The 24528-nt window shown below is 53.7% G+C and carries 24 protein-coding genes; 5 read left to right on the top strand and 19 right to left on the bottom strand.

Annotated features, from left to right (window positions below):
• Positions 1-16 precede the first annotated feature (16 nt).
• From ABFZ83_RS02815 to dusB, 10 genes are all read right to left on the bottom strand, one after another.
• A complete protein-coding gene (locus ABFZ83_RS02815) occupies positions 17-604 on the bottom strand; it encodes a VPLPA-CTERM sorting domain-containing protein (protein WP_411817914.1) in 588 nt (195 codons plus the stop codon).
• Between the two features lie 140 nt (positions 605-744).
• Positions 745-1548 (bottom strand): inositol monophosphatase family protein, encoded by an 804-nt coding sequence (locus ABFZ83_RS02810; protein WP_411817913.1) that lies wholly within the window; start codon positions 1546-1548, stop codon positions 745-747.
• Positions 1545-2900, bottom strand: a complete 1356-nt coding sequence (gene hflX / locus ABFZ83_RS02805) for a GTPase HflX (RefSeq protein WP_411817912.1) — start codon at positions 2898-2900, stop codon at positions 1545-1547. The genes ABFZ83_RS02810 and hflX overlap by 4 nt, the downstream gene beginning before the upstream one ends.
• Positions 2901-3008: 108 nt before the next feature.
• Positions 3009-3251 (bottom strand): RNA chaperone Hfq, encoded by a 243-nt coding sequence (gene hfq, locus ABFZ83_RS02800; protein WP_411817911.1) that lies wholly within the window; start codon positions 3249-3251, stop codon positions 3009-3011.
• Between the two features lie 153 nt (positions 3252-3404).
• Positions 3405-4256, bottom strand: a complete 852-nt coding sequence (locus ABFZ83_RS02795; RefSeq protein WP_411817910.1) for a D-amino-acid transaminase — start codon at positions 4254-4256, stop codon at positions 3405-3407.
• Positions 4257-4263: 7 nt separating this feature from the next.
• Positions 4264-5655: a potassium transporter TrkG gene (locus ABFZ83_RS02790; RefSeq protein ID WP_411817909.1), complete on the bottom strand. Its 1392-nt coding sequence runs from the start codon at positions 5653-5655 to the stop codon at positions 4264-4266.
• A 25-nt stretch (positions 5656-5680) separates the two neighbouring features.
• Complete coding sequence (trkA, locus tag ABFZ83_RS02785) at positions 5681-7054, bottom strand: Trk system potassium transporter TrkA (RefSeq protein ID WP_411817908.1); 1374 nt, start codon at positions 7052-7054, stop codon at positions 5681-5683.
• Between the two features lie 59 nt (positions 7055-7113).
• Positions 7114-8502 carry a sigma-54-dependent transcriptional regulator gene (locus tag ABFZ83_RS02780; protein ID WP_411817907.1) on the bottom strand — a complete coding sequence of 463 codons (1389 nt, stop codon included), beginning with the start codon at positions 8500-8502 and terminating at the stop codon, positions 7114-7116.
• A 27-nt stretch (positions 8503-8529) separates the two neighbouring features.
• Positions 8530-10812, bottom strand: a complete 2283-nt coding sequence (locus ABFZ83_RS02775; protein ID WP_411817906.1) for an ATP-binding protein — start codon at positions 10810-10812, stop codon at positions 8530-8532.
• Between the two features lie 243 nt (positions 10813-11055).
• The gene (dusB, locus tag ABFZ83_RS02770) at positions 11056-12066 is read right to left on the bottom strand and encodes a tRNA dihydrouridine synthase DusB (protein WP_411817905.1); all 1011 of its coding nucleotides are present in this window, start codon (positions 12064-12066) and stop codon (positions 11056-11058) included.
• A gap of 73 nt (positions 12067-12139) precedes the next feature.
• On the opposite strand from dusB, the gene ABFZ83_RS02765 reads away from it, so the two are divergent.
• Positions 12140-13318, top strand: coding sequence for a bifunctional 2-C-methyl-D-erythritol 4-phosphate cytidylyltransferase/2-C-methyl-D-erythritol 2,4-cyclodiphosphate synthase (locus tag ABFZ83_RS02765; protein WP_411817904.1), 1179 nt, complete (start codon positions 12140-12142; stop codon positions 13316-13318).
• Positions 13315-13818: a CinA family protein gene (locus ABFZ83_RS02760; protein ID WP_411817903.1), complete on the top strand. Its 504-nt coding sequence runs from the start codon at positions 13315-13317 to the stop codon at positions 13816-13818. The genes ABFZ83_RS02765 and ABFZ83_RS02760 overlap by 4 nt, the downstream gene beginning before the upstream one ends.
• Here the strand turns inward: ABFZ83_RS02760 and ABFZ83_RS02755 are convergent.
• The 5 genes from ABFZ83_RS02755 to ABFZ83_RS02735 all read right to left on the bottom strand — a co-directional run bounded on the left by ABFZ83_RS02755 (position 13815) and on the right by ABFZ83_RS02735 (position 17246).
• A complete protein-coding gene (locus ABFZ83_RS02755; RefSeq protein WP_411817902.1) occupies positions 13815-14264 on the bottom strand; it encodes a type II toxin-antitoxin system RatA family toxin in 450 nt (149 codons plus the stop codon). The genes ABFZ83_RS02760 and ABFZ83_RS02755 overlap by 4 nt on opposite strands.
• The gene (locus ABFZ83_RS02750; RefSeq protein WP_411817901.1) at positions 14261-14944 is read right to left on the bottom strand and encodes a glutathione S-transferase N-terminal domain-containing protein; all 684 of its coding nucleotides are present in this window, start codon (positions 14942-14944) and stop codon (positions 14261-14263) included. Before ABFZ83_RS02750 ends, ABFZ83_RS02755 begins: the two co-directional genes overlap by 4 nt.
• Before the next feature lie 12 nt (positions 14945-14956).
• Positions 14957-15910: a lipoyl synthase gene (lipA, locus tag ABFZ83_RS02745; protein ID WP_411817900.1), complete on the bottom strand. Its 954-nt coding sequence runs from the start codon at positions 15908-15910 to the stop codon at positions 14957-14959.
• A gap of 55 nt (positions 15911-15965) precedes the next feature.
• Positions 15966-16688 carry a hypothetical protein gene (locus tag ABFZ83_RS02740; protein WP_411817899.1) on the bottom strand — a complete coding sequence of 241 codons (723 nt, stop codon included), beginning with the start codon at positions 16686-16688 and terminating at the stop codon, positions 15966-15968.
• Positions 16689-16793: 105 nt separating this feature from the next.
• Complete coding sequence (locus ABFZ83_RS02735) at positions 16794-17246, bottom strand: Lrp/AsnC family transcriptional regulator (RefSeq protein ID WP_411817898.1); 453 nt, start codon at positions 17244-17246, stop codon at positions 16794-16796.
• Between the two features lie 151 nt (positions 17247-17397).
• Between ABFZ83_RS02735 and ald the strand changes: the two genes are divergently transcribed.
• Both ald and ABFZ83_RS02725 read left to right on the top strand, forming a co-directional pair.
• Entirely contained in the window at positions 17398-18507 is a 1110-nt protein-coding gene (gene ald, locus ABFZ83_RS02730) for an alanine dehydrogenase (protein WP_411817897.1), read from the top strand.
• Between the two features lie 179 nt (positions 18508-18686).
• Positions 18687-19001, top strand: a complete 315-nt coding sequence (locus ABFZ83_RS02725; RefSeq protein WP_411817896.1) for a hypothetical protein — start codon at positions 18687-18689, stop codon at positions 18999-19001.
• 53 nt (positions 19002-19054) lie between these two features.
• Here ABFZ83_RS02725 and ABFZ83_RS02720 read toward each other — a convergent pair whose 3' ends face one another.
• The 4 genes from ABFZ83_RS02720 to ABFZ83_RS02705 all read right to left on the bottom strand — a co-directional run bounded on the left by ABFZ83_RS02720 (position 19055) and on the right by ABFZ83_RS02705 (position 21888).
• On the bottom strand, positions 19055-19813 hold the full coding sequence (locus tag ABFZ83_RS02720; protein ID WP_411817895.1) for a PepSY domain-containing protein: 759 nt from the start codon (positions 19811-19813) through the stop codon (positions 19055-19057).
• Entirely contained in the window at positions 19813-21162 is a 1350-nt protein-coding gene (locus ABFZ83_RS02715) for a hypothetical protein (protein ID WP_411817894.1), read from the bottom strand. Before ABFZ83_RS02715 ends, ABFZ83_RS02720 begins: the two co-directional genes overlap by 1 nt.
• Positions 21163-21171: 9 nt before the next feature.
• The gene (locus ABFZ83_RS02710) at positions 21172-21468 is read right to left on the bottom strand and encodes a hypothetical protein (protein ID WP_411817893.1); all 297 of its coding nucleotides are present in this window, start codon (positions 21466-21468) and stop codon (positions 21172-21174) included.
• A gap of 126 nt (positions 21469-21594) precedes the next feature.
• Complete coding sequence (locus ABFZ83_RS02705) at positions 21595-21888, bottom strand: aspartate decarboxylase (RefSeq protein WP_411817892.1); 294 nt, start codon at positions 21886-21888, stop codon at positions 21595-21597.
• 374 nt (positions 21889-22262) lie between these two features.
• Between ABFZ83_RS02705 and katG the strand changes: the two genes are divergently transcribed.
• Positions 22263-24449 carry a catalase/peroxidase HPI gene (gene katG / locus ABFZ83_RS02700; protein WP_411818794.1) on the top strand — a complete coding sequence of 729 codons (2187 nt, stop codon included), beginning with the start codon at positions 22263-22265 and terminating at the stop codon, positions 24447-24449.
• Positions 24450-24528 lie beyond the last annotated feature (79 nt).

Below are 24528 nucleotides of genomic sequence, written 5' to 3'. Positions count from 1 at the left end.
TTCGTATGCCGATTGTTTATGCGGCTTTTGCCTTACGGCGACGACCAACAGCACCAATCCCTGCAACACCTGCGAGGAATAGCGGAAGTGCCGCCGGAAGCGGAACTTCAGTCGCGCCCAGAGAGACATTCCCATTGCCGCGAATTTCCAGTGCATATGTGCCGAATGCACTGTTCGAAAAGCCAGATACGACAATGTAATAAACAAGATTTGCCGTCAGCGTTGCATTATCGCCGTTCGCATCGGTAATAAGCGATAAAAGGCCCGCACCACCATCATCGTCGAGTGCCTGAAGGCCGAGACTTTGGTTCATCGGATCAAAGCCCGCTTCATCGTATAGAAAAATATAAGTGTCGAAATTTGCAGAAGTAATTTCAAATTCATAATCGCCCGTGGTGTCGACACTGAATGCAATCACATCATATGGCGTATCCGTTCCAGTGCCGGATAAGTTCCCCGCAAGATTAAATGGCCGGTTCCATGTTGGAGCACCTGTTGTGTCGCCATTTACTGTTATTGTTGCCGCATTTGCCGCCGTTGGCATTGCCAACGCGCCGATTACCGTTCCGGCAGCGGCGATCATCATCGTAAAAATTGAACGCATACTTCACACTTCCCATTGCTGCATATGCGTTGTAATTACATGGAATTTGGTAAAATGGTCAATAATTAGTTATGGTTACTTCTAAAATTTAAGACGCGAAATTAACCATAAAAAACAACCATTACTAGAACTGTTCTGTATTACGACAAAGCGGCGCGAATTCGTTCCCAGTTCGAGATATTACCAGCACCCAATAACGGACGCCCCACCGTCATTTGTGGCCGATAGGGCGACAAATCATCGAGATAGGCAACACGCCCACCGAGTTCATTTAACATCATTACGCCCGCCGCATGATCCCACGGATGAACCCGCGAATAGAGCGCAAAGTCACGCAATCCCTGGACCAAGTTAATATAAGCGTATGCGGAGCAACGCGCAGGCCCGGTTTCAAATTTATCCCGCAAAGCCGGTACTAACTTGTCTTGCCACTGGGGTGCCAGACTGCCGATTGAACGATACCCGACAGGGACGTCCCCGGTTTTCGAAACTGGTCCAAGTTGCTCATTTTGCCATGTCACACCATCGCCGAGCGATCCCGTGGCAAATGCCTTTTCCGGAATAGCATATATCCACCCTTGCCGGGTTTCGCCATTTTCAATAAGCGCGACGATTGAACCAAACTCTTCGCGCTTTTGAACGAAGTTTCGGGTGCCATCCAGCGGATCAACAATCCAGAATGCGCCGCGCTCGTGCTCAAGCCGGTTTACCAATTCCGGATCTTCTGCCGCAGCTTCCTCGCCTATAAACGAAGCTGCCGGATACAGATCTTTAAGCGCGCGTTCAAGGCGCTCTTCCGCCGCCTGATCCGCTGCGGTTACAAAATCATTTGGGCCTGATTTTGTTGACACATCGCTGTCTTTGAGAACGCCAAAGCGCGAGGAAATTTCCTCCTCGGCGATTTCGGCGATGATAGCTTCTACTTTGTACGGATCGATAATCATGCGCGCTTAACGGACGCTCCTTCTTCCGTTGCGACCTGCGCATTCGGATAAAGCTTGAAAAATTGCCCTTCGGTTTTCTTGGAAAGACGAACCACCAATATCAGATTCTCACCATCTGCGGTTTCTTCAATGACATCCGCTCTGGCGTGAAGCCATGCCCGCGCAGCGCCAATCGGTGCCGGAATGAAAACAGTGATCGTATCATGCTGTGCGGTTAGCGAACGCTCAACCAGCATCATTAACTGCTCAACCCCTTCGCCGGTTTGCGCTGACATCGCAACCCTGATGGCGGTATCGGGATTGTCTTGGCTGTGCCGCGCAACTGCCTGCACATCAAGACGGTCATCTTCGGGCAAGAGGTCTATTTTGTTGAGCGCTTCAATGACCGGGCGTTCGTCATCGTCCTTCACGCCCAACTCCGCGAGCACGCTTAATACGTCTGCGCGCTGCGCATCCGTGTCTTCGTGGGCAATATCGCGAACATGAACAATGATGTCGGCCTCTAACACCTCTTCAAGGGTCGCACGGAAAGCGGCGACCAATTGCGTCGGCAGATCGGAGATAAAACCAACCGTGTCGGATAAGATCACGCGAATACCGGAAGGCAGGTCGATTGCGCGCATGGTCGGGTCCAGGGTTGCGAACAGCAAATCTTCCGCCATCACCGTTGATTTGGTCAGGTGGTTGAACAATGTCGATTTACCGGCATTCGTATAGCCGACAAGCGCCACCACCGGATGCGGCGCACGTTTTCGCTTTGCGCGCTGCAAGGTACGTGTGCGTCTTACTTCATCGAGCTTGCGCTTTAGCCGAACAATACGGTCGTCAAGGGCACGGCGGTCCGATTCAATCTGGCGTTCACCGGGACCGCCCAAAAAACCCGCGCCACCCCGTTGCCGCTCAAGGTGCGTCCATGACCGCACAAGACGAGAGCGTTGGTAATCAAGATGGGCCAGATCGACCTGCAAGCGCCCTTCCGCAGTTTGCGCCCGATCACCGAAGATTTCGAGGATTAAGGCCGTCCGATCAAGAACCTTGGCATTCCATGCTTTTTCGAGATTTCGGTGCTGAACCGGCGAGAGCGCGCTATCGACAATCACGAGCGACGGTCGCGGCTCATGCGCATCAAGCATTGCGCCGATATCTTCGACCTTCCCCGAGCCAATCAGCGTCGCGGGATTTGGGCTATTTATAGGAATGACAAAAGACGTGACAATATCGAGGTCAATTGCCGCCGCCAGACCAACCGCTTCTTCAAGCCGTGCTTCTGGCGCACGAACACCGCCGCCGCCCTTGAGCGCCGGATGAAGGACAATAGCATTTGTACGATCGGGTAGCGTGGACTCTGACAAATCAAACTCTGCATTCGAAACAAGAAAGAATAGCTATAACACGACGAAGCCGCGCCGCGCGATGGCGCGGGCGAATTATCGCGAACGATTTTTCAAAAATCGGGGACGCTATTCTGCGTCGTCATCACCATCCCAAAGGGATACCGGGCTTTGTGGCATGACGGTCGAAATCGCATGCTTATAGACCAGCTGTGACTGGCCATCACGCTTCAACAACACACAGAAATTATCAAACCAACTTACAATGCCCTGCAATTTCACGCCATTGACCAAAAAGATGGTGACGGGAATTTTTGTTTTACGGACGTGGTTCAGGAAGGTGTCTTGTAGGTTTTGTTTTTTTTCACTCATTGGTCCCGCTTCTCCGAGTCGGTTGGCTTTGCTGCATCGCAACAATCATTTTGGCCCGGAAAACTGGTGCTTGCAACCTGTTTAGGCGAATAAGCGTCAAATATGCTCAAAATCGGCAGGATTTCATGGGTTTGCAAGCGCCGAGGCCCAATTTCAAAGGGCTCTCGCCTTGGCTTTATAGGCTTCACGAAGGCGAATTGTGATCGGTCCGGGTGCCCCGTCGCCAATCTGGCGACCATTGACGGTTACGACCGGCATAACAATCGACGAGGCCGAGGTTAGAAATACCTCCCTCGCCGCAAAGACTTCGTTCAACGTAAAGGGCCGCTCGATGACCGAAAGCTGCAATTCTTGCGCACATTCGAACGCGGTCGCCCGGGTAATTCCGCCAAGAATTTTGTGATCTTTCGGATGGGTAACCAAAACACCATCTTTAGTGATGATCCACGCATTTGACGACGAACATTCAGTGACAAATCCATCGCGGACCAATAGCGCTTCGGCTGCTCCGACTTCATGCGCCGCATTTTTCGCCATCGCATTGGCCAATAGCCCCGTGGTTTTGATGTCGGTGCGTCCCCAACGAATATCGGGCTGCGAAACAATGCTGATCCCTTTTGCGGCCTTTTCATCGCTTTGATCGAGATCGAACCGCTTGGCGGTCATTACTACTGACGGAACCAGGCCCTTCGCAAACAGGTGATTGCGCGGTGCCACCCCGCGACTGACCTGCATATAGATAAGCGCGCTTTTAAGATGGTTTCGCTTGCGGACATTCTCCATAATGATCCGCAATGCGCTTTCGGGCATCGGCATCTCGATATCAAGTTCGCTGAGCGATCTACGAAGCCGGGCCAGATGGCCATCAATATCCCAGAACTTGCCATCGACGACGAGGCAGACCTCGTAGACACTATCAGCGAACTGATAACCACGATCTTCTACGTGAATTTGTGCCGACCCATGCGGCACATATTGACCATTCACATATGCAATCCGAGACATCCTCTGCCTACCATCTCCAAAAGGCGCGGTTGATCAGCGCCAAAGCAACAGCCGCTTCGAGGCGGCCCAAAATCATCCCTGCCAGCAATAACCACCGCAGCGGCGATTCAAACACCGCGTAGCCCTCTGCACCGCCACTCGCAAGCCCTATTAATGGCCCGGCGTTACTTAGGGCAGCCGTCGCAGCAGCCGCAGCAAGTTCGAAATTATGGCCGGCCAATGTGACCGCAAGAAGCAATCCCGAAAGCGTGAAGGTGAACACAAGAAAATGGATCCAGACGCCCAGTTCATTCGCGACCTGACGCTCACCAAAGATCGCACTCGGATTGATCAGCCTTTGGATTTCCTCGTTGGCCCGGCGCATGATCACAAGCCATCGCAGCACCTTAAAGCCACCGGCAGTCGAAATCGCTGCCGCGCCAATAATCGCCGTAACAAGGGCAACCAATAGCGGCGGCGCTTCCCCGATCAGATAGCCATTGGTTGTCACGAGGGAAGCCGCATTGAAAAGCTGTGGGATCAGCAGATCAACATCCCCGGCCCCGGCCGTCACCCAGAATAACAACGCGGCCCAAAGAACGATCAGGAAATAAGCGCCTGTTTCGATATCCCGTAGGCGTTCTCTTTCGCCCTTCATCACCCGCGCGATCAGAATGAAATTAACCCCGCCCAATACCGTGAATACGAAAATCGGTAACAGAACCGCAGTGGGATAGGCCGATAGCCCCTCTGAGTTCGGAATAAACCCACTTGATGAAACCGTCGTCATCGCAAGAATGATGGCTTCAAGCGTCGGCGCACCGGCAAGCGCGATCAAAGAGAATGCTGCGACGGTCATAATCGAATAGACCCCCACAAAAGAGACAACCGCATTCCGCAACGGGCGCAAATGTGAACCGCGATCACCACGCGAATAGGGTGGCAGCAATGTATCAATACCGATAAAGGCAGGACGAATAAAAATCGCCGCCGCAATCGCCAACGAAGCAAGCCCGCCAAGCCAGCTAAGTTCTGCGCGCCAAAGCGCCCTTGCGTGGCTTGCAAATGCAGCTTCGTTGGATAGCCACGCCCCGGTGGTCGTCAGCGCAGACACGGCCTCAAAATAAGCATCAGTGAAAGTGAGGCCCTCGCCCATAAATGGGATTGCGGCAAATACCGGTATCACCGCCCACCACAAAAGGATAATGATCAGTGCACCACGAAAGCTCGTCGGCGGCCTCTTTCCCAATGATGCCGCATAGGCCCCACCGCCACAAAGTGCGGCAGCCACAGCACCATAGACATAAGCGCCAGTAGCCGCTTGATTTTCGAGAAGCGACAAAAGCATTGGCGCTATCATCGCAATCGCGATGACGAATAACATCACCGCGAAAGAGCGAAGGATATTTCCTACAGCCATGTGCTTGCCTTAGCCATTTGGGCAATCAGAAATATTCAATACTGACGCGGAACATTTGTTCCACGTCTTTTACGTTATCCCGGGTCGATAACAGAACAACGCGGTCGCCCGCATTGATGATGGTATCCCCGGTCGGCATTTGCACTTCGTTGTCGCGGAAAACCGCGCCAATCATAACGCCCTCTGGCAGATTAGCCTCGCGCAGGGGCTTATTCACCAACGGTGAAGTCTCAAGCGCAATCGCGTCGATCAATTCCGCCGCTCCGTCAGAAAGCGAATAAACGCCTTTAATCCGCCCACGCCGAATATGCTGGAGGATGGTGGAAATCGTAATCGACCGCGGGTCAACATGCCGGTCAACACCAACGGATTCGGCTATCGGCCCGTAATCAAGATCGTTAATCAGGGCCATTGATCGACGGGCCCCTTCGCGTTTTGCAACGACCGATGTCAGGATATTTGCCTGATCATTATCGGTCACCGAAACCACGGTTTCGGCATCGGCGACACCGGCTTCGCTCAGGACGCTACGATCAAGACCGTCGCCCTGTAAAACAATCGTGCGTTCGAGTTCTTCGGCAATATGCTCCGCGCGTTTCCGATCCCGCTCGATCAGTCGGATCTTCATCGAGCCAAGTTTTTCAAGCCCCTTGGCAACGAACAACCCAACATTGCCGCCGCCGACGATGATGACGCGGCGTGCCTGACGCGCGGCTTCGCCCATGATCTCAAGCGCGCGCGTGACATCCTGCCGGTCAGAAACGAAATAGACCTGATCGCCGGGCTCCAACTGATCGCCAGAATGAGCCCGCCAGATATTATCGCCGCGCTTGATGGCAACAATTGTGATTTTTAGATCGGGAAACAGCTCAGCAACCTGCCGAAGCGGCGTATTCACAATCGGGCAATCATCTCTCAACTTGACCCCAACGGCCCAGATGCGTCCATCCACAAAGGACTTGATCTCGAACGCGCCCGGCGTCGACATGCGTTGAATGATCGCTTCTGAAACTTCGCGCTCTGGCGAAATGACAACATCAATCGGCAAATGGTTGCGGGAGAAAATATCGGAATAGCGTGGATCAAGATAACCTTGCGCCCTGATGCGCGCAATTTTGGTCGGCACCTTAAATAGCGTATGCGCGATCTGACAGGCGACCATATTCACTTCGTCAGAAAAGGTAACTGCGATGATCATATCGGCTTCGCGCGCACCGGCCTCTTCGAGTGTTTCCGGATAAGCGCCATTACCAACGACGCCGCGCACATCAAGCCGCTCGGCCACATTGCGGATCAGCGCTTTCGACTGATCGACAACTGTTACCTCATTGTTCTCTCGCGACAGCCGCCGCGCAATGCCGACCCCAACACGGCCGGCACCACAAACGATCACGCGCATGACTAATCAATCCTTTTTCTGCCCCGCAAGGCGGGATGAAACGCATACCGGTTTCGTTATCAGGCGCTTTCTACGCGCGGCTGACCGTTTACGCCAAGGGCTTTTAGTTTTCGATGAAGCGCAGAACGCTCCATGCCGATAAAGGCCGCCGTCCGCGAAATATTCCCGCCGAAGCGATTAATCTGCGCAATCAGATATTCACGCTCAAACCGCTCGCGCGCATCCCGTAGCGGCAGGGTGATGATTTGCTCAAGCCCCTCACCTGCAGGAATAGAGAGCCCCGAATCCATCACTTCGGTCGGCAAATGTTCGCAAGTGATTTCAATTTCCGCATCACGGCCCATCAAAATTAGAGTGCGCTCAAGCACATTACGGAGCTGACGCACATTTCCCGGCCATGCGCAGGCTTGTAACGCCGCCAAGGCTTCGGATGATAAACGTCGTTTTGGCAAGCCAGACGACTTCGCAATGCGATCGACAAAATAAGCCACTAAAGCGGGAATGTCTTCGCGGCGCTCGTCAAGGCCCGGCGCATTGATCGAAACAACATTCAAGCGATGGTAAAGGTCCTCGCGGAATTTACCGGCGCTTGCGAGTTCCAAAAGATCTGCCGAGGTCGTTGAAACAATCCGTACGTCAACCTCTACGGGCTTTTGTCCGCCGACACGTTTGAACCGCTGCTCGACAAGGACCCGCAAAATCTTGCCTTGGGTTTCAAGCGGCATGTCGCTGATTTCGTCGAACATCAACGTACCGCCATGAGCCTTTTCCATCAGGCCGACCATACGCATCTGGCCATCTTCGCCTTCGGTACCGAAAAGCTCTTCCTCCATCCGCTCAGGGGCGATTGAGGCGGCACTGACAACAACAAAGGGTCGGTTTTGCCGGCTGGAGCGGGTATGTAACAACCGCGCTATCATTTCTTTGCCTGATCCGGGCGGACCCGAGATCAATACGCGGGAACGAGCATCGGCAACGCGCTCAATCACATTGCGCAATGACGAGACCGCATTCGACGAACCGATCAGCCCCCAATCCGGCGCACGCTCGCGTAATTCGATATTCTCTCGGGTCAGCCGCGCAGCCTCAAGCGCGCGGTTCGCCGCGAGGATCAAGCGATCTGCGTTGAACGGCTTTTCAACAAAGTCATACGCACCCTTTTTGATGGCTGCGACAGCGGTCTCTATTGTTCCGTGCCCGGAAATTATAACGACCGGCAGATCTGGATGAAGCTTTTTAAGCGCTTCGAGAATCTCGATCCCGTCTAGCTCCGAGTTTTGCAGCCAGACGTCGAGAATGACCAATGAAGGGCAACGGTCGTGAACGGCCTCAAGTGCCGATTTTGAATCCGCTGCCATTCGCGGGCTGAAGCCCTCATCTTCCAGAATGCCGGAAATGAGTTCGCGAATGTCTTCTTCATCGTCGACGACCAGAACATCAATACTCATATGCTAATAACCTTTTCCTACTTCGCCCTACTCTGCCGCTGCCGTCACTTGCGAATTACCTTCGGCATCCACCGCCGGTGATAATTCGCGCTGAAGTTTTACCGTCATTCGCGCGCCCGTTGGCCCGAGCGAACGATCATCTGCAAATTGAAGTGAGCCGCCATGTTCCTCCGCGACCTTTTTCACGATCGCGAGGCCAAGGCCGGTCCCCTTGGCCCGGGTGGTCATATAGGGCTCGGCCAAACGATGCCGCTCGGCTTTTGGCAAGCCGATACCGTTATCGATGATATGAACGATTGAATATGCGCCTTTGGCTTCGACCCGGACTTCGATCCGGCCCGGCGTATCATTGCCGTCTTCCGCAAGGCGCGCCCCAATCGATTCCGCTGCATTTTTCAATAGGTTCGAAAATGCCTGCACGATCAATCGGCCATCGCATTGCGCGACAATTGGCTTGTCCGGCGCTTTGAGCGTAAATTCTATATCCGGGAACGCCACTTTCTGCGGGAAGATAGCGGCCTTTACCAATTCGCGAACATCTTCGGAACCGATAACCGGTTTCGGCATCCGCGCGAATGACGAAAACTCATCGACCATTCGGCCAATATCGCTCACCTGACGGATAATTGTTTCCGTGCAGCGTTCAAACACTTCCGGATTTGAGGTGATCTCGCTCAAATATTTTCGGCGTAGCCGCTCTGCCGACAATTGAATCGGCGTCAGCGGGTTTTTGATTTCATGCGCAATACGCCGCGCGACGTCACCCCATGCGGCGTTCCGCTGCGCTGAGATAAGCTGTGTGATGTCATCAAAGGTCGCGACGTAATTCGTGCCGCCACCGGTCGCATCCTTCACCAAACGCACATTTAGCGTTTTGGTTTGTCCGTGCCGCGTCACATCGATTTGATCGCCCACTTCGGTGAACGGGGAATTGGACGAACGCTCAAGAAGCGCCGCAAGCTCGGGCATGATTTCGGTGATATTACGACCCGTAACGCGGCCGGGCTCCTCGCCCATGAGCTCCACCGCAGACTTATTCGCAATGGTGATCACGCCATCCGACGCAAGGCCGATAACCCCCGCAGATACCCCAGATAAAACCGCCTCGGTAAAGCGACGCCGCTCATCGAATTGGCGGTTCGTATCAATAAGATCGTCGCGTTGGGTCTGAAGCTGCGCCGTCATGTGATTCATTGAGCGCGCCAGAACACCTAACTCACCGTCTTCCTTATACACCTCAACCCGCGCATCCAGCTCGCCGCCGGATACTCGCTCGGCCATATTCACAAGTCGCCCGATTGGCTGAACCATACGCGTTGCAGCCCAAAGAGCGAGCCAGATCGCCCCAAAGAGAATAATGATCGCCAGCACCACATAGCCGGCCAGAAACACACGCTCCAGACGGGCACGACCCAATTCAGCTTCACGCCAATCGGCCCGAACGTCTGTCACCGCAAAAAGCTGTTTGGTCGTCGCCGGATCAATCGGCTGATAACCGATCAAATAACCACCATCATAATAACCAAGCGGAAGCGCACCACGGAACGTATCGAGCGTGACATCATTGTTCACACCGAACACAAACAGCTCGCCCGGCTCGCTATTACGGAGTTCGGTAAGGCGTTCCTCACTTGGCAGCCCATATTGGCCGGGATCGACCTCGGCACGGACGATAATCCGGCCGGAACCATCCACTAGATAAAGTGCCGATAGCCCCCGCACCTGCGCTTGCGCATAAAGGTAACGACGAAAACTGATCGGGGTTTCTTCAAACCCGACTCCGGCCTCTTCTTGTCGCGCAACATCCTGCGCAATAAGGCGCATCCGCTGCTCCATGTCGGCGGCTTTCAGCCCGATAAGAGAATTCGCGAGACCGCGTACGGTATCTTGGTACTTATCAATCCGTTCACTGAACACATCATTGAGGCTGGTACGCAAAATCGAGAATGCGAACAGGAAGGCGACAATCGCCGGCACCACCGCAATCAATGAAAACATACCCACAAGTTGAATATGCGTCCGTGACCCGGCCAGTTGGTTTCGGCGACTGGACCACACATGGAAAAGCCGGACACCAACCAGTGTCGCAAAGCCAGTTGCGATCACAATATTGGCGATGATCATCCACATCATCACGCTGCGATCGACCCGCTCGACCAGCGGAGACATCAGGAACCAGGTCGTCAGAAATGCGATCACACCGGCAATGGTCAGCGCCGTGGCAGCCGTCGCATTCGACAGCACCCATTGCGGCGCGAGCATACGCGGCGACTGCGGTGCCTTGTTGTCGGTGTTCGATTTGTTACTCAAACTTGACGCCATCCTGTTGAGCGTACCGCCCGTAATCCCCGGCTTATTCGCCGGCTATTATCCATAACAACGCTTCCTCTCGCCGTGCCCCAAACCGGGTGCAACCCTTAGGCCACGGGAAAAAAGAATGGGGCCACGGGAAAGAAGAACGGATGTTGCGTCCGTTGTTGCAGAAAATCAACACATTTGTTGCCAAAATGAAACAGCGACCAGACCGCCCTATGGAAAACACAAAATTGGGCGTCAGGCCGCAGACTTTTCAAGGCGGCGCAAGTCGCCCGCATAGAACCCCTCAAGCGCTTCGACCACGCGCTCGGGATTGAAAATCCGGCAAATTGCGGCGCGGAAAGAGCGGCGCTCAACAGGGTCAATATCAATCGGCGCGAGATCGACATAGGCCGCGAGATGTTTGCGCGCCATGCGCACGCCCAGCGGCACGCCGTAATGGTCAATTGTCTCGCGATAGTGACAGAGCGCGGCTTCGGCCTGAATTTCTAGGGGCGGCGGCGTGAGTGCCGTTTCCTCTGCGAGTGCCTTTGCAACACAACCCGCAAGCCAAGGCTGGCCGGTCGCTGCGCGTCCGATCATCACCCCATCAGCGCCCGATTGCTCAAGCGCCGTGCGCGCCGTTGCATCGTCAACAATATCGCCATTAACGATCAGCGGGATCGATACCGCTTCCTTTACGGGGCGGACGGCCGCCCAATTTGCTGTGCCGTTATAAAAATCATTGCGCGTACGCCCATGCACCGTAACCAGCTTTACGCCCGCAGCTTCCGCACGAGCCGCAAGCTCTGGCGCGTTTAAGCTATCCCAATCCCACCCAAGCCGCATTTTGAGCGTGACCGGCAGGTCCGTTGCGCCAATCGTGGCTTCGATCAAACTCATTGCGTGATCGAGATCGCGCATCAGGGCAGAGCCGGAAAGCGCGCCCGTTACCTGCCGCGATGGGCAGCCCATATTGATGTCGATTATATCTGCGCCGGCCTGTTGCGCGAGGCGCGCCCCTTCGGCCATCCAGCGCGCTTCACGGCCCGCTAGCTGCACCACGAAGGGAAAGATCTCGCCATCCCCTTCGGCACGGCGCACCACATCCGGCCGTGCCCGCGCCAATTCCTCGCTCGCGACCATCTCGGAGACGACCAATCCCGCGCCAAAGCGCGCCGCTGCCCGACGAAAAGGCAGGTCCGACACCCCTGACATGGGGGCCAGTGCGACATTATTCTTGAGTTTATGGTCGGCGATCTGGATCATTCTCTATAGGCATCCTTGGCGAACCGGCTATTTAGCCGTTAAACCGTCGGCTTACAAATCGCGTCAGGAAACCATGGTTAATACAATCGCTGTAATCGTTGCCGCTGGACGCGGCACCCGCGCCGGAGCCGGTGGCCCGAAGCAATATCGTGATCTCGCCGGTCGCGCTGTGATCGCCTGGACGGCCGAGGCGTTTTTATCCCATAGCGATATTGATGCGGTTCGCGTGATTATTCACCGGGATGATAACGAAGAATATGAAAACGCGATGGGCGAGCTGCTCAAACACCGCAAATTATTGCCGCCCGTCACGGGCGGTGCGGAGCGGCAGGATTCCGTTCGTTTAGGCATCGAAAGCCTATTGGAGCAAAAACCATCGCGGGTCTTGGTCCATGATGCAGCCCGGCCCTTTATTGATGAGAAAACCATTCGGCGCGTCATCAATGCCCTCGATAAAAATGACGGTGCGATTGCCGCCCTGCCCGTACATGACACTATCAAACGCGGCACCGATTTAATCGAAACAACAATTCCGCGCGATTCGCTTTGGCGCGCACAAACCCCGCAAGGCTTTCATTTCGACAAAATTTTGAGCGCCCACCGCGCCGCCGCCGGTAAACAGCTTACCGATGATGCTGCCGTCGCCGAAGAAGCGGGCCTGAACGTTGCGCTCGTCGCTGGGTCGCCAGACAATATGAAAATCACGCAAGCCGAAGATTTTGGCATGGCAGAAATAATTCTTGGACGGAAAGAAAAGCCAATGGAATATCGAACCGGTCATGGATTTGACGTTCATGCCTTTGAAGACGGCGATGCGGTTTTTATCTGCGGCGTAGAAATCCCGCATGTTAAAAAGCTCAAAGGTCATTCTGACGCCGATGTGGGCATGCATGCCCTCACGGACGCGATATTAGGTGCAATCGGCGAAGGCGATATTGGCGATCACTTTCCGCCCTCTGACCCGCAGTGGAAAGGCGCACCAAGCCACATATTCCTAGAAAAAGCCCGGGACCTTGTGAAAGCCCGAAGCGGAAAGATCACCCATTGCGATGTTACGCTAATGTGCGAGGCACCGAAAATCGGCCCTCACCGTGACCGCATGCGCGCTGCACTTGCGCTGATTTTGAATATTAGCGACGCACGCATATCCGTAAAAGCAACGACCACGGAGCAATTGGGCTTTACCGGCAGGCGCGAAGGCATTGCCGCGATGGCAACAGCAACCGTCGCAATACCGGCAAATGAATCATGAGCCAGACACATCGCATATGGTCGCTCGCGGAGTCTGTCATCGACAAGGCCGGTGCCGAAGGATTGATGATTGCAACTGCCGAATCCTGCACTGGCGGGCTTATCGCTGCGGCGCTAACGGATGTCCCCGGATCGTCTGCGGTCGTTGAGCGGGGCTTCGTTACCTACTCAAACGAAGCCAAGAACGAAATGATCGGCGTTCCCCTGAGCTTGATCGAACAGCATGGCGCGGTCAGTGCACCGGTCGCGCGCGCGATGGCGATTGGTGCCGTCAACAAATCCCGGGCGGACCTAGCTGTATCGGTGACCGGCATCGCTGGCCCCGGCGGCGGTACCGAGCGAAAGCCCGTTGGTCTTGTTTGGTTTGGCCTATGTGATCAGAACGGCGTGACGCGCGTTGAACGCCGCGTTTTTGCCGATGGGTCCCGTAGTTTTGTGCGCGCGAAAGCAACCGAAACTGCGCTGCACCTGTTGCTCACACAGTTACGCAGCGCGGATTAACCGCCATAGACCTCATGGGCGCGCTTGACGAAAGCCTCGCTCATGCGGCCAAAAGCTTTATCGAAAACCGCCTGTGCCGTTGCCTGTAAAAGGAAGTTTTTGAACTCAAAAGCGATCTCGAAATGAATGCGCGACCCGCCTTCCGGCAGGTCCTCAAATCGCCAACGGTTTTCCAGATTACTAAACGGCCCGTCAACATAAGCGGTTTCGATCTGCTTTTGCGCGCGATCAAGCGTGACATGACTGCGAAACCGCTCGCGGAAAACCTTGTAGGCGACAACCATATCCGCCGTCAGGGTACCCTGCCCGTCAATGACATCACTTTTAACGATGCGCAGTGCATTGCACCAAGGTAGAAATTCCGGATACCGTTTTACATCGGCGACCAGATCAAACATCTGTTCAGCCGTATAAGGAACGTCAGTTGTCGTCTTTCTGGCCGTCACAATGCGCGTACTGCCTCTCGCGCATATCCGTCGAACAGATCGAGCATACGCTCAATCCACGCCACAACCGGCTGTGGGAGATCAAGAAAATCATCACTGACGACCGACCGCATCCACATAACAAAGCTGAATACCGTATAGTCGCTTAGGTTGGGTGTATCGCCTCCAAGGAAACGAAATCCCGCAAGCGGCATAGCCAAAGTTTTGAACGCCGCTTCCGCTTCGGCTTTTAGGCCCGGTTTGGCCGCTGCCTCTTCCAAGGTCGACCCGAGACGCTTTTCTCTGGTCGTGCGATAATGATTTTTGTCATCGTCATGAGCCGCCGCATGAATTCTTACCCACAAAAGCGGCGCGAGAATTGGCATCAAGTCTGACGTCAACCACGCATTATAAAACTCAACAGCTGCACGCTCACCTGAGGTTTCTGTCAGCGGTTTGTCGGGAAAGTTTTTCTCAAGCCAGGCAACGATGTTGTTGCTGTCGCAAATGATCTGCTCCCGATCTTCGATGACCGGTAACATTCCATGTTCTCTATCCGGATAATTATCCTTTTCGGCAAAGCGTAATGGAACCGTCTCAAATTCGAGCCCTTTATGCATCAGCGCAAATTTGACTTTCCAGCAATAAGGACTCGGGCGTACGTCTTCATTCGCGAGAGCGAGGTCATAAAGCTTTATCATGATCTTCTCCGACTAGCGCTTGGCAGCCCGGGCCGCCTGAAGACGCGCAAAATCTTCACCAGCATGATGAGATGAACGCGTTAGCGGCGAAGACGAAACCATCAAGAACCCTTTGGCACGTGCCACTGTCTCATAGGACTTGAACTCATCCGGATGAACAAAACGGTCAATGGGTGCGTGTTTCCGGGTCGGCTGAAGATATTGGCCGATCGTTATGAAATCGATGCCCGCTGAACGCATGTCGTCCATGACCTGCATGACTTCTTCGCGCGTCTCGCCCAATCCGACCATGATACCGGATTTCGTAAACATTTGCGGGTCGCGCTCTTTGACCTTTTCCAATAGGCGTAAACTATGGAAATAGCGCGCACCCGGACGGATCGAAAGATAAAGGCGCGGTACTGTTTCAAGGTTGTGGTTAAACACGTCTGGTTTGGAGTCGATAACAATCTCCGCCGCACCATCCTTACGCAGAAAATCTGGTGTCAGAATTTCAATTGTGGTCTTAGGAGATTGCTCTCGGATCGCCCGCACCACCGCTGCGAAATGTTCCGCACCGCCATCGGTTAAATCATCCCGGTCAACTGACGTGATGACCACGTGATTGAGGCCCATTTCCTTAACGGCGGCCGCGACATTCGCTGGCTCCTGCGCGTCGAGCGCTTGCGGTAAGCCGGTCTTCACGTTGCAAAAGGCACAGGCGCGGGTGCAGGTGTCGCCCATGATCATCATGGTCGCGTGTTTTTTGTCCCAGCACTCGCCAATATTGGGGCAAGCCGCCTCCTCGCAAACCGTCGTGAGGTTTTTCGACCGCACAATCCCGCGGGTTTCGTTAAACCCCTTGGAGACCGGGGCTTTGACCCGAATCCATTCCGGTTTCCGCAGGATCGGACTGTCCGCGCGTTTTTGCTTTTCAGGGTGGCGGGGCTTTGCCTCCGCGCTCACATTATCAATCAGTGTCGCCATAGGGGCCATTTAGCAGCGGCACCCAAAGATTGTAAGAGGCTAAATTACCTTAAGATCACAGAAGCCGCTCAATCATCTCAACAATTTCGTCGAATGGCTGGTGGATAATCGCCCCGTCCAAGGGCTCTCCCATCGCGAGATTTATCGATTCCCATGCTTCAATTGAGCCAATGTGCTCGCTCTCACGTTCCAGTACGAGGCGCGACCCTTCGGTGGAGAATTGGACAATTTCTCGTGACACCGGCAGGCGCAACCAACGCCAGACACGGCGATTGAGCTCGCCCGATTCATAGATATCCCATCGTGGATCTGATCCGTCATTCGCAATGTCGAAAAACAGGGTTTTCAGGTCACCCGCATCCGCCAATACCAAAACGCCATGCTCATAGGTGAACATGCGCGGTGCGCGGCCATTGCTTAAGAATGAGGCTTCGCCGAAGCCGCATCTGAGATCGGCAATCGCCCGCCGCTTCATCGAAACGCAGGATTGAAATTTGGCGACGATATTCGGCCATTCTTCCCGGCCAATAACCACGAGCCCGCAAGCAACCAGCCCGGAAATGATCGTCGCGATTTGTGCGGTCACGATCAAGCCGCTGGAATAGCTCGTAAATGCCAATGTCAGCGGCGCTAATAGCGCAAATGCCGCCGCTACTGGCCGACTAAAGCCCAACAGATCCTCACGGGCATAATCATTGACGTTGTCCGAGTAATTAGCAGTCCGCCTCAATTTCGCCGCTACCGTCCCCGGAATATCGACACGTGCGGTTGTAAGCATCTAAGCCCTCACTCATTTGTTGCATAAACAGAATGAGGCTGAATTTTTGCCGACCGCTTAACGCTTTAATTTCAAATTTAACTTTCTTATCGAAACCTTAACGGATCAGAGCGGAACCGCCGTCCGACGGAACACTTTGCGGATCGCAAAATTGGTGATGACGCGCTCAACCCCCGGCAACCGCGTTAAAATATCTGCGTGAATCCGTTCATAATCCGCCCCATCGCGACACAAGATTCGAAGCAAGTAATCGGACAATCCGGCCATCAAATAGCATTCCATGATCTCCCGGTGCCGCGTCACCGCTTTCTCAAATGCCGATAATGTTGCCTCTTGCTGATTCTTGAGCGTCGCCTGCACAAAAACCGAGGTTTCGAGCCCAGCTTTGGCCTCGTCTACGATCACCACCTGCTGGGCAATCATGCCGCTTCGCCAAAGCTCTTTGACCCGCTTGTGGCACGCAGAAGGAGACAGGCCGACCCGCTCGCCCAGATCCGCAAAAGGCGTTTGCCCGTCCTCTTGTAAAATTTTAAGAATAGCGGCGTCGAATTTGTCCATGCGTTTTCCAATTTACTGCATCAAATTCGCGAAAACTGGCTAATTCGCGAATGGGTTTCGTGACAAACGTTATATAGCCAAAAATTATCGATGAAATACGCGAAAAGGAAGAATATTATTTTGCCCCGCAGCTTTTAACATGGAGGATCCTATGCGCGTCGGTGTGCCTAAGGAAATCAAGAATCATGAATACCGCGTCGGACTCGTGCCTGGGAGCGTCCGCGAATATGTGCAGAACGGGCATGAAGTACTGATCGAAACCGGTGCAGGTGCCGGGATCAAAGCGACTGATGCAGACTACGAAGCCGCTGGTGCCAAAATCGCTCCGGACGCGAAATCAGTCTTTGAACAATCAGACATGATCGTCAAAGTCAAAGAACCCCAGCCCAGCGAATGGGTCCAGCTCCGCGAAGGGCAAATTCTATATACCTACCTACACCTTGCCCCCGACCCCGATCAGGCGCGCGGCCTTATCGAATCTGGCGTAACTGCCGTTGCCTATGAAACGGTCACCGATCCCCGTGGCGGCCTGCCGCTTTTGGCACCGATGAGTGAAGTCGCCGGACGGCTTTCCATTCAGGCTGCGGCCTATGCCCTAACCGCGCACCAAGGTGGACGCGGGCTTCTGATGGGCGGTGTGCCCGGCGTATTGCCAGCCAAGGTCCTCGTCATTGGTGGCGGTGTCGTTGGTACGCATGCGGCGCGCATGGCGGTTGGTCTTGGTGCAGATGTAACCATACTTGACCGTTCACAGCGTCGCCTCGCAGAGCTTGATGAACTCTTCAACGGCCGTGCAAAAACACGCTATTCGACCTTTGAGGCGCTCGACGAAGAAACGGACGTCGCGGATGTGGTTGTCGGAGCCGTTTTGATCCCCGGTGCCAGCGCACCAAAACTCGTTACCCGTGAGATGCTAAAAGGCATGAAGGATGGTTCGGTGCTCGTTGACGTAGCGATCGACCAAGGCGGTTGTTTTGAAACATCAAAAGCAACAACTCATCAGGACCCAACCTATGTGGTTGATGACGTGATCCATTATTGCGTCGCAAACATGCCAGGTGCCGTTCCCCTCACCTCCTCGCATGCGCTCAATAATGCGACATTGGCTTATGGCCTGATGCTCGCCAATAATGGTACCGCAGCCCTGCGCGAGAACCCATATCTCCGTGAAGGGCTTAATGTGCACCGCGGTAAGGTCACCTATAAGGCCGTTGCCGAAGCCTTGAATTCAGACTTCACGCCGGCGCTTGAAGCGCTCTAAGCAAGTATTTCTCTACCGGAATGCGGTCTTGGGCTGCATTCCGGAATATTGTTGCGGTACAGCATAGTTACGCGCCAGAACATTACTTCATGGTAAGGTAACATACCCGTGTTCATAGATAAATTTTCTTGCCTTGACTGAGTGGTCACGGGCATATTCTCCTTGGAGAGGAATTTATCATGGGCAAATTTGTACACTCAGCCGCAAGTGTCTCGGCCGTCATCGCGATGATGCTGAGCGCCGCGCAAGCTACGCCAGGGCCTATTTTCTCATCAACCGCGGGATCAAGCATCGGCGAAGAAGCAAAAGCCGAGAAAAGTAAACCTCGTGCTTTTTTATCATTTGTCATCGGTGCAGGAACCAATTCTGCCGCTGACCATGACGATGCGACCTGCCCTGAAGAGAGCAAAAAAAGATTGGCAAAGGCCGATAAAGACGAGAGCGAAGAAGAGCCCTCCCTCGCAGCACCCGAGCCTATTTATTTCGCGTTCTGATCATACGCAAAAAAGCAATCCAAGATAAACGCCGAACTTGAGTTCGGCGTTTTTTATTTTTCGCTTTTATGCATTGTCACTTTCTTTGAACGCTTACCGATCAAAAGGGAAATATCATTGTTGAAGCGACCACGCCGCAACCGGTAGCCAACAACGATCAGCCCCGACACAGCAAAGATCAATCCCGTCAATGAAGCCGCCATCAAAAGCGGATTATTGAAATCTTCCCGCTCACCATAATCCATGATGTGCAGCATCCAGAAAAAATCATAAAGCCGCCAAATATCATTCCGCCTGGCCCGGACCTCGCCGGTATTGGGCGCAATATAGAGGCGCGTATGAAACCGGTCATCAAAATCAACGCGCCACACCGGGCGTTCGGCACGATATTCTTTAGGCGGATAAGATAATAACGCAGCGCGGACCACATTGCCGGCCCCGACATAGTCCTGTTCCGCAATCTTTCGGACAGTCGCTTCATTCAGCGGTGTAATGCGTTCGCCACTGGACGCATCATATATGCCATTGGCAATGCCGCTTTCGCCACGAGCAATGTAAACTGTTTTCCCCATAAATCGCTTTAGCTCAAGCGAAGTTGCCCCTTCGGCTTGAGCGATGATTCCGCCGGGCGATGCAAATGTCTCCGCCTCTAGCGGTATCGATGGCGCGGAATAGGCACTGACCTCACCTCTTACAAGTTCAATCGGAAACCAGCTCATCACCACGCCGCTCAACATCCAAAGCAGTACTTGAATGCCAAGGATCAAACCAGCCCAGAGGTGAACGCGCTGAATTAGCGATTTGAATGTCATTATGGTGCGATATCCGACGCAGCGAGGGGCGTCGTCAATAAGGTTTCAAAAGCATTCCAACGACTGGTCGTCTTATTGCTATTGCGTTCGACAAATCCCGCAACAAGGTCCCGGCCCAGTTCGTAATTCAAAACATACCCGCGATAGGTTTCGATAAACCGGACGGTCTGTTCGGCTCTATCCCGCCCTTCGAGAAGATATTTCATAATCATCTCGATGGCCTCTTCTCGATTTATCTTTCCGTCGAGATATTCACGTGCAACATGGTTCCGCGATTGCGCGAGTTTATCGCGCTGTTCATTGACCTTTGCCAATAATTCGGCCTTAGCCGGGTCCAACCCCGCAAGGGGAAACAATACATCGCGTTCAAATGAGATCTTTTCCTCGCCGGGAAACGCTAGATCAATGCCATAATTCGCTGACCCTTCGGCAATTACCGATAATGGAGAAAAAAGCGGGTACACAGAATATTCTATCCACCCTTTGTCATTCAAAAGGTCACGCTCTAGCATCACATTCCAGGTATGGTGCCCCGGATAACCTTCGTGACAGCCGAGATCGACGGCTCGGTCGATTACGATTGGCAAGTCGGTATTGACCTGTATCAGGCTTTCGAAATCGCCCTGATACCAATTATAACCGCTCCATGGTTTGTCAGTGACAAACTCAAGCTCGAACCGTTCATCCGCCGGCAAATCATAATGGGATAAGGTGCGTGCGCGGCATTCTTTAATGGCCGCATCGAAAACCGCTCTCAATCGATCAGATGGTATCGCCAATGAATTTCTGAACGCTTCTACCCGCTCATGTAAAGGTTCATCGCCCGGCAACAGCTTTTCGATCTCCGCCCGCGCAGCGTCAAATTCAGCAATCGAATATTCAGGCGCGACGGTATCATAAAGGCGGCGCGTTTCTTCATCGAAAGAAAACGCCTCGCCTTGTGTCATCTCTATTCGGGTAAGCGCCGCACGGATTAATTTCTCGAGCATCGCGCCGCGAACGGTTTCGCCATCCGCATTGGCACGCGCGACCGAAATCAACAGCCCTTGCGCTTCCATTTCCAATTGTTCGAGTGAACGCGATTGCGCTTTTGCTTCGTCGGCCCATTCTTCCGGGCCATGATAGGCATCAACAAATGCCGGATCATGCTCGCCGATCGCGAGCGCCAATTGGACAAATGATTGTGCGATGGAATCGAGGCTGGCCGAGCTTTCCGCCGAAGCGATATAGCGCTCTTCTTCTGTGGGCGGGGCGGTACCCCCCAGAGAAATTTGGGTGTCGTCAGCATTTTCGCCGCCGCAAGCAGCAAGCGCGAGACCAGCAGCTATGGCGGCGGCGAAACGATGCATGGATAGAATTTAGGCCGCAGTGCCCGTAAATGTCGAGGTCCCGAATGCGCCAAGCTTCACGTTACCGGAGATTTTGTCCCCTTCCGTGAGTGCTTCAAATTCGAGTGTGATCGGCATTGGTGATGTTACTTTAGCCGCCCAAGTCAACTTGTCGCCATCGACCTTGCCATTTTCAATCTCAGACTGACCCGCAGAACCCGACATTTCGCCGGTCAACGCATCGCCATCCTGCTTAAGCGTCAATACAGCGTTCTGGTCACCCATTGGCGTCTTAATCGTGATGTTCCATTTACCGTCAATCGCCATCTTTTCCTCCTGTTCGGCCTTCGGTAAGGCCGCGATTAAATTCGCTGCAAACCTTAGCGAAAGCGCAACTACACGCAAGAGTGTAGCGCAGCCGCTATTGGATTGATATTACGATAACAAAAGTGACTAGCGCTTATTATTACGGCGCCAGACTTCCATTGCTTGAGAAATCGCAAAGGTCTCACGATATTTTGGTGAGTCCGATGGACGCGGCGGACGCTCGCGCGTGAGTTCCATGATCTCCGCAAGCTTATTGTGCGCAGCACCGGATTGTCCGGCACCGATATAGGCATGCAGCTCAATTAGCGCGTCCGATAATGGGTCATCCGCGCGAATGACGAAATAAGGCTCGTCATCACTCAGGTCATCATAACAATCAAATTGTGACTTATTGGCTTTTGATCCAACTGGGGATGTCATGGGAACTCCTTGTTTACGAGCTTCTTTTCATGTGATTCGGTGACTTCTGTACCGGCTTGAGGGCCAGTAATTACGGCATTTTCACGCATATATAGAGCGGACCGATTCGTCGCATCAAGACTATCAATTGTACACTGAGCGAAGATGTCGATATTTTGAACTCAGAGATCGCGCGGCCTTTGTAATCATCTCTTCACCATATATTTTTTGGGAGTCTAATCATGACACGCAATTCAAAAACGGTGCTTTATGCAACCGCCGCGACATTGGCGCTTGCATTCGCATCGGCTTGCTCCAGCGAGAAACAAACCGACGAAAAAGCGTTCACGACCAGCGAACAATTAGCAAGTGAAACGAAAGATCACGACGCTGAGATGCCGCACGAAACGCCCACTGCGTCTGCTGCACGCGAAGACGTGGCGAAATCGAACGAGTTCTGGTGGCCGGAAATGCTAGACCTTAGCCCACTGCGCCGCAATGACGACCTATCTGACCCGATGGGCGCGGATTTCGATTACGCGGCTGAGTTTGCCAAAGTCGATCTTGACGTTTTGAAACAAGAAATCGAAGCGTTGATGACGGACTCGCAAGACTGGTGGCCAGCCGATTATGGTCACTACGGACCATTTTTTATTCGCATGGCGTGGCACTCTGCCGGGACGTACAGAATGTATGACGGGCGCGGCGGCGCTGGCGGCGGTCAGCAACGTTTTGAGCCGCTCAATAGCTGGCCGGACAATGTCAGCCTCGATAAAGCCCGCCGTTTATTGTGGCCAATCAAACAAAAATATGGCCGCTCCGTTTCCTGGAGCGATCTGATGGTGCTGACCGGTAACGTTGCCATGGAATCCATGGGCTTTAAAACCTTTGGTTTCGCCGGTGGCCGGGAAGATGATTGGGAGGCGGAGCTTGTCAATTGGGGACCGGAAACCGAAATGCTGGCCGGGAACAAACGCTTCCACGGTGAACGCGAATTGGGCAAGCCGCTAGCGGCAACACAGATGGGGCTTATCTATGTAAACCCCGAAGGCCCGAATGGAAATCCTGATCCCCTCGCCGCTGCGCATGACATTCGTCAGGCTTTCCGCGGTATGGCAATGACCGACGAGGAAACGATTGCGCTCATTGCGGGCGGTCACACTTTTGGTAAGGCGCATGGCGCACACAAGCCGGAAGAATGTCTCGAAGCAGAACCCGCCGCCGCTGGCATGGAAGAACAAGGCCTCGGCTGGGTGAATAAATGCGGAAAGGGTAACGCCGAAGATACAATCACCAGTGGCCTTGAAGGCTCCTGGACGGCTAATCCAACGGAATGGACGCACCAATATTTCGGCAATTTGTTTAACTTCGAATGGAAGCAGACCCGCAGCCCTGCCGGTGCCGTTCAGTGGATACCCACCGAAGAAGCGGCCGCGCAATTAGCGCCCGATGCGTTTGATCCGAACAAGCGCCATGCGCCCATTATGTTCACGACGGACCTTGCGCTCAAATTTGATCCGGAATTCCGTAAAGTCTCGGAACGCTTTTACGAGAACCCGGAGGAATTTGAACTGGCTTTTGCTAAAGCATGGTTCAAGCTGACCCACCGCGATATGGGCCCACGTGCACTTTACCTTGGGTCCGAAGTGCCGGACGAAGAATTGATTTGGCAAGATCCGATCCCTGCGGTTGATCACGCCTTGATCAACGCTCAAGACATCGCCTCGCTCAAGGCCGATATTCTGGCTACGGACCTAACCGTTCCGGAACTCGTCCGCACGGCGTGGGCATCGGCCTCGACCTTCCGTGGTACGGATCGACGCGGCGGTGCCAATGGGGCCCGCATTCGCCTCGCGCCACAAAAAGATTGGGCGGTGAACAACCCGGAGGAAATCGCAAAAGTGATTTCTGCCTTGGAAGGTGTTCAGCAGAGCTTTAACGACGCTCAATCGGGCGGCAAAAAAGTATCACTAGCCGATTTGATCGTGCTTGGCGGTGCTGCGGCAATCGAAAAAGCGGCGAACGACGCTGGTCATACGATTACCGTTCCCTTTGAACCGGGCCGAATGGATGCCTCGCAAGAGCAAACCGATGTCGCATCGTTTGACCTGCTGAAACCGGCGGCAGACGGTTTCCGCAATCATATCGATGCGGGGAATGATCGCTCTCCGGCTGAATTGCTGGTTGATCGGGCGAGCCTGTTGAACCTGACCGTTCCTGAAATGACGGTTTTGATCGGTGGCATGCGCGCGCTTGACGCAAATGCGGGCGGTGCAAAACATGGTGTCCTGACCGATGCACCAGGTACGCTCAGCAACGACTTTTTCGTCAATCTGCTGGATATGTCGACCAAATGGGCACCATCGGGCGAAGAATATGTTTTCGAAGGTCGTGATCGCCAGACCGGTGATCTCAAATGGACCGCAACCGAAAATGACCTCGTTTTTGGTTCGAATGCGGAGCTTCGTGCGGTCGTCGAGGTCTATGCCTATGACAATGCCGAGGAGAAATTCCTCAATGACTTTATCGCAGCATGGACAAAAGTCATGACCGCAGACCGTTTTGATCTGAAACGGTCATAAACGATCTCAAGCCCAAGAAATATAACGCCCGACATAACATTATGTCGGGCGTTTTTATTTTCGAATTTTGGCTGCTTAT

It is taken from the genome of Hyphococcus formosus, assembly GCF_046736345.1.
In the GTDB taxonomy this organism is placed as follows: domain Bacteria; phylum Pseudomonadota; class Alphaproteobacteria; order Caulobacterales; family Parvularculaceae; genus Hyphococcus; species Hyphococcus formosus.
This window is presented reverse-complemented; position numbering and strand designations above follow the sequence as displayed.